This window comes from Sphingomonas sabuli (assembly GCF_014352855.1).
Taxonomy (GTDB): domain Bacteria; phylum Pseudomonadota; class Alphaproteobacteria; order Sphingomonadales; family Sphingomonadaceae; genus Sphingomicrobium; species Sphingomicrobium sabuli.
Genome location: NZ_CP060697.1, coordinates 1,419,478 through 1,431,839 on the forward strand (window position 1 = coordinate 1,419,478; position 12,362 = coordinate 1,431,839).

The 12,362-nt window shown below is 63.5% G+C and carries 7 protein-coding genes and 1 tRNA gene; 6 read left to right on the forward strand and 2 right to left on the reverse strand.

Translation table 11 applies throughout. From position 1 onward, the window contains the following. Window positions 1-57 precede the first annotated feature (57 nt). Together H8M03_RS07220 and H8M03_RS07225 are read left to right on the forward strand one after the other, a co-directional pair. Window positions 58-148 (forward strand) — tRNA-Ser (locus tag H8M03_RS07220). Between the two features lie 346 nt (window positions 149-494). Further along, window positions 495-2,360: an ABC-F family ATP-binding cassette domain-containing protein gene (locus tag H8M03_RS07225; protein ID WP_187478806.1), complete on the forward strand. Its 1,866-nt coding sequence runs from the start codon at window positions 495-497 to the stop codon at window positions 2,358-2,360. On the opposite strand, the gene H8M03_RS07230 is transcribed toward H8M03_RS07225, so the two are convergent. Beyond that, entirely contained in the window at window positions 2,357-4,054 is a 1,698-nt protein-coding gene (locus tag H8M03_RS07230) for a DEAD/DEAH box helicase (protein WP_187478807.1), read from the reverse strand. The two genes, H8M03_RS07225 and H8M03_RS07230, sit on opposite strands and share 4 nt — an antisense overlap. Before the next feature lie 572 nt (window positions 4,055-4,626). Here H8M03_RS07230 and H8M03_RS07235 point away from each other — a divergent pair. Together H8M03_RS07235 and H8M03_RS07240 are read left to right on the forward strand one after the other, a co-directional pair. Beyond that, a complete protein-coding gene (locus H8M03_RS07235; RefSeq protein WP_187478808.1) occupies window positions 4,627-6,330 on the forward strand; it encodes a calcium-binding protein in 1,704 nt (567 codons plus the stop codon). Between the two features lie 88 nt (window positions 6,331-6,418). Continuing rightward, window positions 6,419-8,131 carry a calcium-binding protein gene (locus H8M03_RS07240; RefSeq protein WP_187478809.1) on the forward strand — a complete coding sequence of 571 codons (1,713 nt, stop codon included), beginning with the start codon at window positions 6,419-6,421 and terminating at the stop codon, window positions 8,129-8,131. A gap of 108 nt (window positions 8,132-8,239) precedes the next feature. Here H8M03_RS07240 and H8M03_RS07245 read toward each other — a convergent pair whose 3' ends face one another. Then, window positions 8,240-9,289: an endo-1,4-beta-xylanase gene (locus H8M03_RS07245; RefSeq protein ID WP_246448784.1), complete on the reverse strand. Its 1,050-nt coding sequence runs from the start codon at window positions 9,287-9,289 to the stop codon at window positions 8,240-8,242. A 192-nt stretch (window positions 9,290-9,481) separates the two neighbouring features. On the opposite strand from H8M03_RS07245, the gene H8M03_RS07250 reads away from it, so the two are divergent. Further along, on the forward strand, window positions 9,482-11,587 hold the full coding sequence (locus H8M03_RS07250) for an alpha-glucuronidase family glycosyl hydrolase (RefSeq protein ID WP_222931861.1): 2,106 nt from the start codon (window positions 9,482-9,484) through the stop codon (window positions 11,585-11,587). A gap of 3 nt (window positions 11,588-11,590) precedes the next feature. Beyond that, complete coding sequence (locus H8M03_RS07255; protein ID WP_187478812.1) at window positions 11,591-12,316, forward strand: DUF6445 family protein; 726 nt, start codon at window positions 11,591-11,593, stop codon at window positions 12,314-12,316. Window positions 12,317-12,362: the final 46 nt, after the last annotated feature.

Below are 12,362 nucleotides of genomic sequence, written 5' to 3' on the forward strand. Positions count from 1 at the left end.
GCGGCAAGCTTGCCCGCACCGCCCGCGCCGCCTAAACGGCCGCCTTCCAGCGAATGCGGAGCGGTGGCCGAGTGGTCGAAGGCGCTCGCCTGGAAAGTGAGTATACGGCAAAACCGTATCGAGGGTTCGAATCCCTCCCGCTCCGCCACGCAGTCCACAGACTTGTCTCTCCTCTGCGGGAATGCCCAATCGACGAGTTTGAGGGGAAGGAGGGGTTCGTGCACGACGGCCCGGCTTCAGGTGGTCCCACGAGAAGGTCCGACTAGACGCTGAAGAAAGCGTCCGCTTCCGACCCTTAGCAGCCGTACCGGTGCCTCGCCGACGAGCTTGAAGTTGTCGTCGGCATCTGGCCGGCAATCCACCAGCAGCTTTCCGCAACTCCCAAGCGGATTCAGAGGCGGGGGCCCACGCGCGGCATATCTTTGCTCTCTTCGAGAAGGACCGCAGAGATGCGAAGCTTGGGCGACTGACTATTGGCTGCTAAGCGCGACGTCATGCTGACTATCAACGGGATTACGGTTCGCCTTGGCGGACGGACAATACTTGAGCGCACGAGTGCCGCGATCGCGCCGGGAAGCCGCGTCGGGCTGATCGGCCGCAATGGCGCGGGCAAGTCGACGCTGATGAAGGTGATCATCGGGCAAATCGAGACAGACGAAGGCGTTATCGACCTGCCGCGCCGGACGCGCGTGGGCTATATAGCGCAGGAAGCTCCGGCCGGCACCGCGACGCCGTTCGAAACGGTGCTCGCGGCGGACGTCGAACGCGCGCAGCTAATGGAAGAGGTCGAGCATTGCGACGATGCCGACCGCATCAGCGACATTCACGAGCGGCTGCTGGCTATCGACGCCTACACCGCCCCAGCGCGCGCCGCGCGGATCCTGCTCGGCCTCGGCTTCGACGAGGAGATGCAGGCTCGCCCGCTCGACAGCTATTCGGGCGGGTGGAAGATGCGCGTCGCACTTGCCGCGCTGCTGTTCTCCGAACCCGACTTGCTACTGCTCGACGAGCCGTCGAACCATCTCGACCTCGAGGCGACATTGTGGCTGGAGAGTTTCCTCAAGAGCTATCCCGGCACACTCCTCGTCACCAGTCACGAGCGCGACCTCCTCAACAACGTCGTAGATACGATCGCTCATCTCGAGCGCGGTAAAATCACGCTCTACAGCGGCGGCTACGACAGCTTCGAGCGGCAGCGGGCTGAACGCGCCGCCCAGGCTGCCGCCGCTTCGGCCGCGCAGAATGCCCAGCGCGCCCGACTTCAGGATTATATCGCCCGCAACAGCGCCCGAGCGTCGACAGCGAAGCAGGCGCAGTCGCGCGCCAAGATGCTCGCGAAGATGCAGCCCATCGCGGCGCTCGTCGACGATCCCAGCCTCAGCTTCGACTTTCCCAGCCCCACCGAGCTTAGACCGCCGCTGATCACGCTCGACATGGCCGCGGTCGGTTATGACGACGTGCCGATCCTGCGGAAGCTGAATCTCCGGATCGATCCCGACGATCGCATCGCGCTGCTCGGCCGCAACGGCAACGGCAAGACGACGCTAGCGCGCCTTCTGGCGGCCCAGCTGAAGCCGATGGAAGGCAGCATCAGCGCTTCGGGTAAGATGCGTGTCGGATACTTCACCCAGTACCAGGTCGAAGAACTGCACGGCAGCGACACGCCGTTGCAGCACATGACGCGCGCCATGGATTCTGCAACGCCAGCGGCCGTCCGTGCCCAGCTCGGCCGCTTCGGTTTTTCAGGCGACAAGGCCACCACGGTGGTCGCCAAGCTCTCAGGTGGAGAGCGGGCAAGGTTGGCGCTGGCGCTGATCACCCGCGATGCGCCGCACCTGCTGATTCTCGACGAACCAACCAACCACCTCGACGTCGACGCCCGCGAAGCGTTGGTCCAGGCGCTCAACGGCTTTAATGGTGCGGTCATCATCGTCAGCCACGACCGCCACATGATCGAGCTCACCGCCGACCGGCTGGTCTTGGTCGACAACGGCGCCGCGAATGAATTTACCGGCAGCATTGACGATTATATCGACCTCGTGCTTGGCCGGAACCAGCCGTCCGCCAACGCCAAGCCGAAGGCCGCCAAGCAGGACCGCAAGGCAGCCGCCAAGGCGCGCGAAGATGCGCGAGCGCTCAAGAAGGCCGTGGCTGAAGCAGAAGCCGCGAGCGCGCGGCTGACATTGGAATGTTCAGCGATCGACCGGGCCATGTTTGACCCATCGTGCGCGCGACCGGAGCTCGCCTCGTTGCCGATGAGCGAGCTGAGCCGCCGACGCGCCAAGGTCGCCGCGGATTTGGAAGCCGCCGAGGCGCGCTGGCTGGAGGTCAGCGAACAGCTCGATCAGGCTGCCGCCTAGGCGGATTTTGGTTTCCTTGGTTTCTTCCTCGAGCGCGGCTTCTCGTGGGCCCGCTCGGGACGGTAGGTGGAGGCCGGACGCGGCTGCGATGCATCGCGCGGCGGCGCCGGCTCAATGATCATCCCTTCGTCTTCGGGCGCAAGCGTGGAGCGCTTTAGCGCCTTGATGAAGCCAGGCGTGGCTCGCTGAGTCACCTGGAAATAGCTGTCATTCGCAGCGATCCGGATCGCGCCGATGTCGCCGCGTCCGACGTGTCCGTACCGGCAGATCAGCGGCAGCAGCCACCGCGGATCGGCATTATGGCTGCGGCCGGCGTTGATCCGGAACCAGTTGGCGCCTTCGAACCCGGGGCGATGACCGTCGGCGCCCTTCGCTTGAGTCCGCGCCGCAGCCGACAAGATGTCTTCGGGAGCCGGCATGTCGTTGCGCAGCGTCTTCACAAGCGCGCTAGCGATGGCTTCGGGCGACAGCTTGGCCATCAGTTGGCGCGCAAGCTCCTGGTCTTCCTCCTCCAACTCGGCCGGTTCGGACCGGGCGGCGAGCAGCCGCGCCCGGTCCCGCTCGCGGATCTCGGCGGCGGTCGGCACGCCGGTCCACTCGACGTTGATGCGGGCTCCGCGGAGCATTCCTTCGACCCGCTTCCGCCGCTGGTATGGCACGATCAGGATCGCCGTTCCTTTGCGGCCCGCGCGGCCGGTCCGCCCCGATCGGTGCTGCAGCGCTTCCGCATCGCGCGGCAGCTCGACATGAATCACGAGCGACACTGAGGGAAGGTCGATGCCGCGTGCGGCGACATCCGTGGCGACACACACCCGCGCCCGCCGGTCGCGAAGGGCCTGAAGCGCATGATTGCGCTCGCTCTGACTATGCTCGCCGGACAACGCGACCGCGTCGAAGCCGCGCTCGGTGAGGCTGGCGTGCAGGCGCCGCACCGCGTCGCGCGTCGCGCAGAACAGAATAGCCGTCTCCGCCTCGTGGAAGCGCAACAGGTTGACCACCGCATGTTCGGTGTCGGTCGGCGACACTGCGACCGCCTGGTAGGCGATGTCGTGGTGACCCTCCTTGTCGCCCAGCGTTTCGATCCGCAGCGCGTCCTGCTGATAGCGCTTGGCCAGCGCCACTATCGGCCGCGGCATGGTGGCGGAGAACAGCAACGTGCGCCGGCCCTGCGGCGTCGCGTCGAGGATCTCTTCCAGCTCTTCCCGAAAGCCCATGTCGAGCATCTCGTCCGCCTCATCGAGCACTGCGACGCGAAGCGAGGACAGCTCGAGCGCCCCCCGTTCCAGATGATCCCGCAGTCGCCCGGGTGTCCCGACGACGATATGAACCCCTGCAGCCAGCGAGCGGCGCTCCTTCATCGGGTCCATGCCACCCACGCAGGATATGACACGCCCGCCCGCATGGGCATAAAGCCACTCAAGCTCTCGGCTCACCTGCATCGCCAACTCACGCGTAGGCGCGATCACGAGCGCGAGCGGCTCGCGGGTGAAAGTCAGCCGATCCCCCTGAAGGAGCTCGTCAGCCATCGCCAAGCCAAAGGCGACGGTCTTCCCGGATCCAGTTTTGGCGGAGACCACAAGGTCGCGTCGTTGCGCTTCCTCGGCAAGCACCGCCGATTGAACCGCCGTTAGACCCTCGAAGCCGCGCGCCGTCAGCGCTTCGGCAAGCGCCGAATGTATTCTATCATCTTCCATGGCACCTCGTAGCGCGCCGACCATGCAATTACGACGGCCCGACTTGGCCGGAAGCGGACGATCCGCAATCGGAGGATGAGCTCCGAAAGGAGACATGCGGTTTTTTTGCCTTTGAGGTCGGACTGGGCTTAGTCGCGCAGCGTTCCTGCTTTTCGGTGTTCTCCAGCTCAGACCTCACCGTGTTGTTGGAGGTGAGCGTCGTTCGCCAGGGCCGCTGGAGAGACATCGGAAGTGGGCCGAAGGTCCGTTTCAAGCAAGTTTAGGCCTCACTTCGCTTGAATGAAAAACGGCGCTCGCCCTTGTCCTCCGCCTTCGCTCGCGAGTTTGTGCGTTCCCCAACCAACTGAGGCGCCAGCGGCGTACTCCACCAATCTCGCAGGCAGAGAAGAGTTGGTCTTGGACTGCCTCCACCGCCGATCCTCAAAGTGCTGTGATAACTCTGCTTTTCACCAGAGCGTCCAGCCGCTATTTTAGCGCGCACGGGGCTTGTCTGCCGCCTTGCACAAAGGTTCGGCTGACTTGGGGAGAGGGGTCGTCTGATGGCTTTGATCGTATGTGCTGCGCCAATCGACATGCGCGGTTTTGCAAACACCGGGACGACTTGGAACGACCTGATCACGGGCGGGACGCTCGTCGGAGCGAACTCTTCCGTTTTCACGGTGGAGACGGCCGGTGATGTGTCCAGGGAATATTTCTGGGGCTCCGGCCTGGGGGCGACGTCCCAGAACATGCCGACCGCTGGAACGATAACGTCCTGGGAGCATGAAGTTTACGGTGGTGAACCCGGAGTCTTTATTCCGGGGTGGGAAATCACGGAATTCTCGGTTTCCGCGGCAACCTTTTCGTCCCTGATCTTGAACGACAATCTCGATACGCTGTTCGCCGACTACATCATGACGGGCGATGATTCTGTCCTGTCCGGGTACGGCAACGACGTCCTGCTCGGCTACGGTGGCAACGACATGCTGCAAAGCGCCGAAGGCAACGATATCCTTGATGGCGGCACGGGCGACGACCTGATGTACGGCGGTTTCGGGGACGACACCTACTTCGTGGACTCAGTCGAGGACGATGTCGTCGAATATGCCGACCAGGGCATCGACACGTTAATCCTGACCGTGGTTCCCCCTGGCGGTTTCATCAGGACGCCGGACCATTTCGAAATCCTTCGCAACAATAGCGGTGTCGGCATCGCAATGCTCGGCAACGAGCTGTCCAATTCGCTGTTCGGGTCCAACAGTGGGTCGGACATCCTGTTCGGAGAAGAGGGCAATGACGTGCTGTCCGGCGGATCTGGTCCGGACGTCCTGCACGGCGGTGCGGGTGACGATGTGTTTTTCGTCGACGATGCCGGCGATATCGTCGACGACAAGATGCTGTCCGGCGACGTTGGAAGCGGGACGGATGAAGTGCGTTCCAGCATTGCCTTCTCGCTGTTGTCCAGCGACGGTCTGGCCGACATCGAGAACCTGCGGCTGATCGGCACCGCTTCGGTCGACGCCACCGGCAACCGCCTGAACAACGAACTGACCGGCAATTCCGGCGACAACATCCTAAACGGCAGCGCCGGCGCGGACATCATGCGCGGCAATTCGGGCAACGACATCTATTATGTCGACAACGGCGGCGACCGGGTGATCGAAAGCAGCGCGGCGGGCGGGACGGATACCGTCCGGTCGTCAACCTCCTTCGAACTAGGCGACCATGTCGAGAATCTGCAGCTGACCGGCAGCGCCGTCAGCGTCGGAACGGGCAACGGCCTGGCCAACCGCATCTCCGGCAATAACCAGGCGAACATCCTGTCCGGTCTGGAAGGCGACGACGTGCTGACCGGCAATGGCGGCACCGACCTGCTCTACGGCGCCGCGGGCATCGACCAGATCGACGGGGGAAGTGGCGACGATTTCCTTGACGGCGGCGCCGGGCGCGACCTGATCACGGGCGGAGCGGGTGCCGACAGTTTCGTTTTCAACGCCGGCGATTTTGCCGGCCTGAGCACCGGGACGTGCGACCGCATCCTGGATTTCGCCCGAGCGGAAGGCGACCAGATCCGCCTGAATTCGATCGACGCCAATTCCGCCAACGGCGCGGCGTCGAACGATGCGTTCACCTTCATCGGCACCGGCGGATTCACCGGCGTTGCTGGCCAGTTGCGCTACCAACAGGCGGGCGGAAACACCTACATTACTGGTGACGTGGACGGTGACGGCATCGCGGATTTCATGATTCGCCTCGACGGAATGCACGCGCTCGTCGCTGGCGATTTCGTTTTATGACCTGTTATCGCCGACGTTCGGCCAGTGCCGACAACGCGTAACCCGACGAGAACAACTGCTGGCTGACGCTGTGTAAGGGGCCGATCGAATGAACATCAACTTCTACCTCGCCTTCGACATGCGCGATTTCGCCAATAGCGGGACGTACTGGAACGAGCAGATCGCGGGCGGCATCCTGGCTCAATCGGCCGCGGACGAATATCGAGTGTACAGCCAGGACGGCAACAGAAATTTCTTTTTCGGAAATAATCTCGGTCAAGTCGACAATAACATGCCGGTCGACGGAACAATCATCGCATGGAATAACTACCAGTCTAATGGTGCTGGCGTCTTTTCGATGTTCTCATTTTCTGTCTCTGCGTATCTGTTCGCTTCTTACGTCCTTTCCGACAATATCGCGGACCTGCTTGAAGGTCTTATTATGACCGGCGACGACTCGGTCTACGGGAGCGGCTTCAACGATTATTTGCTGGGTTACGACGGCAATGATGTTTTGAGGGGACAAGCCGGCGACGACATCCTGGACGGCGGCGCCGGCGATGACCAGATGCTCGGCGGCTCCGGCGACGACACGTTCATCGTTGGTTCGGACGGGGACATCGCCCTTGAATTAACGGAAACCGGCGGGTTCGACACGATCCTCATTCGCTATACCCCGGAAAGCGTGACCTACACGGTCGCGGAGCTCGTTGAGAGCGCGCGCAACCAGAGCGGGGCGCCGCTGATCATATTCGGCAATACTCTCGACAATTCGCTGTATGGGGGCAGCACGGCCGACTATCTGTATGGCGACGACGGCAACGATTATCTGAACGGGGGCGCGGGTGCGGACGCCGTGCACGGCGGTCATGGCAACGATGTCTTTTTCGTCGACAACGTCGGGGATCAGGTCGACGACCTGACCCGTACCGGCAGCGCCGGAAGCGGGATCGACGAGGTCCGGTCGACGATCAGCTATTCGCTGCTTGCACAGCCTAACCTTGCAGACATCGAGAACCTGCAGCTGGCGGGAACGGCATCGGTCGACGCCATCGGCAACCGTTTGAACAACGAGCTGACCGGGAATTCGGGCGACAACCTGCTTAACGGCAGTGCCGGAGCGGACATCATGCGCGGCGGCGCGGGCGACGACATCTATTACATCGACAATGGCGGCGACCGGGTGATCGAAACCGGCGCCGGAGACGGGATCGATACCGTACGGTCGTCGCTGTCCCACGAACTGGGCGATCACGTCGAGAACCTTCAGCTTACGGGCGGAGGGTACATCAATGGGGTCGGCAACAGCCTTGCCAACCGTATTTCAGGGAACGGCCAGTCGAATATTCTCGCTGGCGGGAGCGGAGACGACATCCTGACCGGCAATGGCGGCACGGACTTGCTTTACGGCAACGACGGGGCCGACTTGCTGGACGGCGGCACCGGCGACGACTTCCTGGATGGCGGCGCTGGGCGCGACCAATTTACCGGCGGGGCCGGCGCCGACAGCTTCGTCTTCAATAGCGGCGACGCGGGCGCGACGGCCGGCACGAGCGATCGCATCGTGGATTTCAGCCGGTCGGAAGGCGACCAGATCCGGCTCAATGCAATCGACGCCAACGCGACGAACGGGGCAGCGTCGAACGACGCCTTCGCGTTCATCGGCACCGGCGCCTTCACCGGCGCCGCCGGACAATTGCGCTATCAGGTCGTTAGCGGGAATACGTACATCAGCGGCGATGTCGACGGCGATGGCACCGCCGATTTCGTGATCCGCGTGGATGGAGCCCACGCCTTCGTGGTGGGCGACTTCGTACTGTAACCGCCAATCTCGGCGGCCCATCTATAGTTTTCAGTCGGTCAGGCGATGCCGGGGCACACTTCGCTTCCGCCGATATGCCGGAGAGAATGATGCGCTGCCTGCCCTTGTCTAACTACTACCCTTCTTCGCGTTGGCGAAGGCCGCGCCAAGCGATGTGCGAAGCGGCTTGGGGCGAAATGCTTCGTCATACGGGGTGCCGCGCTTGATCGAGCGGTCGCGGCGGGGGTCGAAGCCGGTTAGCCAGCTGTACCGGTCGACCATGCCCCAGGCGAGAATGTCGCGAAGCTGCGGATAGTCGAGCATCACCTCGAGATAGGCTTTGGCATAGTCAGCCACCATCTGATCGCGCACGGCGATGTCGTCGGGCGCCTGCTGGTCGTTGACGTCGAATTCGGTAATCACCAGGTCGAATCCCATGGCGACCACTTCGTCGAGGAACGCGCGCCACGGACCTTCGGATTCGCGCACAATGGCAGCGACGGGCTCTTTCTTCAGCAGGCGGATGTGCGATTGCACGCCCAGCGCGTCGACCGGCGTTCCGCGCTTGCGAAATCCTTCGAGCAGGCGCAGCACACCGCGCATGTGCACCGGATCCTCCGCAGTCCGTTCCCAGCTCATATAATCGTTGTAGACTAGCTGGGCATGCGGCGCTTCGGCCCGCGCGGTGTGGAACATGAGATCGAGCAGCGCTTCGCCGCCGAGCGCGCGGGTCAACACCGTGTCGCGGATTTGTCCGGTCTCCGGCTCGATCGCCTCGTTGACCGCATCGTAGGAATAGATTGCGGCACCGTAGCGGCGGCACACTGTCCGCACATGATCGGCAAGGAGCGCCTCGGCCGCCGACGCGGGCCGCGATCCCAAGTCGATCTTGGCGAGCCAGTCCGGGTACCATTTCTGCGGCAGCCAGAAGAGCGTGTGCCCGCGCAGCGAAAAGCCGTTGGCCATCGCATATTCGGCAATGGCGTCGAACTGGGCAAACTCGAACCTGTCGCGGCTCGGCCTGACCCATTGCCATTTCAGCTCATTCTCCGGGACGAGCACCGAACATTCACGTTCAAGGATGCGCGCGTAGGCCGGGTTGGCGAAGCTGCCCCGATCCTCGCCGGGCTTACCCCAGTTGACCGCCGATCCGAAGCGCCGTCCGCTGTAATGGGCCATCGCATCGAGGGAAGGCGGCGAAAGGGGAAGTGCCCGTGCTGCGGAGGCGGCGGTCGCCGCGACGCTTCCCGCCAACATCGTCCGGCGACTAATTGCCAAGCCGTTGGAAATAGCAGCCTCCAATCTTCGACATCAACGTGGTAGCGCTAACAGAGGAGAGGAGGTCGCACAATGCGAGCAGCGAGCGCAACCATGCGCGCGGTTGCAGCCGTGGCGCTGGCGCATTCGGCCGCGCCTGCGGCGGCGCAGCGGAGTGACGGCTATGACCTGTGGTTGCGATACGACCCGTTGCCGCCAGCCGAGCGAGCGTCTTACCGGCTACTCCTGAGGTCAGCATTCTTCGCCGGCGACAGCGGTTCGATGCAGGCCGCGAGGGAGGAATTGCAACGCGGTGTTGGCGCCATGGTCGGCGCGGCGCCAATCGCTGTCGCTTCGTTGGGGAACGCAGATCTTATCGTCGGCACGCCCGCGGCATTGCCTGCCCTCAAGTCGCTTGGATTGCCGCTCAATGCGGCTGGCCCGGAAGGGTTCGTGCTTCGCCGCATCGCTTGGAAAGGACGCGACGTTATCGTCGTCGCCGGGAACAGCGACGTCGGCGTGCTGCGCGGGATCTTCGCCCTGCTTCGGCGCATCCAGACCGGCCAGCCTCTCGAATCATTGAACGTGGTGGAAGCGCCGCGTTACGCGCTCCGGCTGCTTAATCACTGGGACAATCTCGATCGCACGGTAGAGCGCGGTTACGCCGGCCAGTCGTTATGGGACTGGCACAAGCTGCCCGGCTGGGTCGACCCGCGCTACACGGATTATGCTCGCGCCAACGCATCGGTCGGCATCAACGGCGCGGTGCTCAACAACGTCAACGCCTCGGCCGAAATCCTGACGCCGCCTTATCTCGAAAAAGTGGCCGCGATCGCCGGCGTGCTTCGCCCGTGGGGCGTGCGCACCTATCTCAGCGCGCGCTTTACGGCACCGATCGCCATCGGCGGCTTGAAAACGGCCGATCCGCTCGATCCTCAGGTGCAACGGTGGTGGCGATCGAAGGCCGACTCTATCTACCGGCTGATACCCGACTTCGGCGGCTTCCTGATCAAGGCCAATTCGGAAGGTCAGCCCGGTCCGCAGGATTACGGGCGGAGCCACGCCGACGGCGCCAACATGATCGCCGATGCCCTTGCCCCGCATGGTGGAACGGTGATGTGGCGCGCCTTCATCTACTCGCCTGAAGAGGTAGACCGCGCGCGTTCGGCTTACGACGAGTTCAAACCGCTCGACGGCAAATTCCGCAGCAACGTCATTCTTCAAGTCAAGAACGGTCCCATCGATTTCCAGCCCCGCGAACCATTCCATCCGTTGTTCGGGCAGATGCCCGCGACGCGCGTTGGCATGGAAGTGCAGATCACCAAGGAATATCTGGGCTTCGCCACCCACCTCGCCTTCCTCGGTGCCTTGTGGGAAGAGGTACTGGACAGCCGCACTGCGACGCCACGCGCCAGGGTTGCCGGGGAGATTTCCGCGCTGGCTGGCGTGGCCAACATCGGCACCGACCGCAACTGGACCGGTTCGCACTTCGATCAGGCCAATTGGTATGCCTTCGGTCGGTTGGCCTGGAACCCGACGCTCCGGTCCAGCGACATCGCGCAGGAATGGTCGCGCATGACCTGGGGCAACGACCGGCAGGTTACCGAAACGGTCGTTCCGATGATGTTGCGCTCGCGGGACGCAGTGGTCGATTACATGACCCCGCTGGGCCTGACGCATCTGATGGCGACTGGTCATCACTACGGGCCCGGCCCGTGGGTCGACGACCTCGAACGGCGCGACTGGAACCCGACCTATTATCACCGCGCGACAAGGGACGGGATCGGGTTCGATCGAACGGCCGGCGGCAGCAACGCCGTCAGCCAATATGCCGGCGCCGTCCAACACTGCTGGTCGAGCCTGGAGTGCGTCCCAGACCGCTATTTGTTGTGGTTTCACCACGTCCCGTGGACGAAGCGCTTGCGGTCAGGACGCACTTTATGGGCAGACATGGTCAAACGCTACGATGACGGTGTCTCCGCCGTGCGCGAAATGCGGCGCGACTGGGCGTCACTCAATGGCCGGATCGACGCCGAACGGTATCGCGAAGTGACGGCTTTCCTGAAGATCCAGGAGCAGGAGGCGAAGTGGTGGCGCGACGCGTCGATCGCTTATTTTCAGAGCATCAACGGTCTGCCGCTGCCGCCGGGGCACGCGCCGCCCGAGCATGCCCTTGAGCATTACAAGTCGCTACGCTTTCCGTACGCGCCTGGGAACTAGGTCATGGACGACAGCCGCTACGACTTCGCGCTTCGCCGCAGCTTCGACATGCGGCTCGACCGGGTTGGCCGGGAAGGTGAGCCGGTGTTGACCGTAGAGGGCGTGCTCGCCGACCCGCAAAGCCTGGTCGATTATGCCGCGACCGAGGTGACGTTTGCGCCTGCTTGGGGCGCCAACGGCGGCTATCCCGGCGTGCGGGCGCCAGCTCCGTTGAATTACGTCAACAAGGTCGTTCGCGCGCTCGCCCCGTCAATCAACCGCGCCTTCGGGCTGAGCGATGCGAAGCTGGTGCGGGCCGAATGCAACCTGTCGATGGTCGTGCTGCCGCCGACCGCGCTGCACGTGCAGCAACGCGTGCCGCATTTCGATACCGCAAGCCCGATGCAATTCGCGGTGCTGCATTATCTGTGCGCGCCCGAACATGGCGGCACCGCTTTCTATCGCCACCGGTCAACCGGATTCGAGGCGATTACGCCAGATCGTCTAAGGTCTTTCGAAGCCGCGCGCGACGCGGAGATCGCGGCCGCTCCGCCGCCATCGGCCTACGTCACCCGGACTTCACGAGATTACGAGCAGATCGGCGCGGTCGAGGCCGCGTTCGATCGGCTGGTGATCTATCGCAGCCGACTGCTTCACTCGGGCCAGATCTCTCAGGCCTCCGCCCTCAGCGACGATCCGCGCATTGGCCGCTTGACCGCGAACATATTCGTCAACTTCGCGCCCGCCTGAACCGACAACCGGCGGCCACCGCCTTGGAGCGGAGCCGCCGGTCGAT

What these genes read in the sequence shown, in the direction of transcription:
- H8M03_RS07225 (WP_187478806.1), top strand. Translation starts at nt 495, where the DNA reads ATGCTGACTATCAACGGGATTACGGTTCGCCTTGGCGGACGGACAATA.
- H8M03_RS07230 (WP_187478807.1), bottom strand. Translation starts at nt 4,054, where the DNA reads ATGGAAGATGATAGAATACATTCGGCGCTTGCCGAAGCGCTGACGGCG.
- H8M03_RS07235 (WP_187478808.1), top strand. Translation starts at nt 4,627, where the DNA reads ATGCGCGGTTTTGCAAACACCGGGACGACTTGGAACGACCTGATCACG.
- H8M03_RS07240 (WP_187478809.1), top strand. Translation starts at nt 6,419, where the DNA reads ATGAACATCAACTTCTACCTCGCCTTCGACATGCGCGATTTCGCCAAT.
- H8M03_RS07245 (WP_246448784.1), bottom strand. Translation starts at nt 9,289, where the DNA reads ATGGCCCATTACAGCGGACGGCGCTTCGGATCGGCGGTCAACTGGGGT.
- H8M03_RS07250 (WP_222931861.1), top strand. Translation starts at nt 9,482, where the DNA reads ATGCGCGCGGTTGCAGCCGTGGCGCTGGCGCATTCGGCCGCGCCTGCG.
- H8M03_RS07255 (WP_187478812.1), top strand. Translation starts at nt 11,591, where the DNA reads ATGGACGACAGCCGCTACGACTTCGCGCTTCGCCGCAGCTTCGACATG.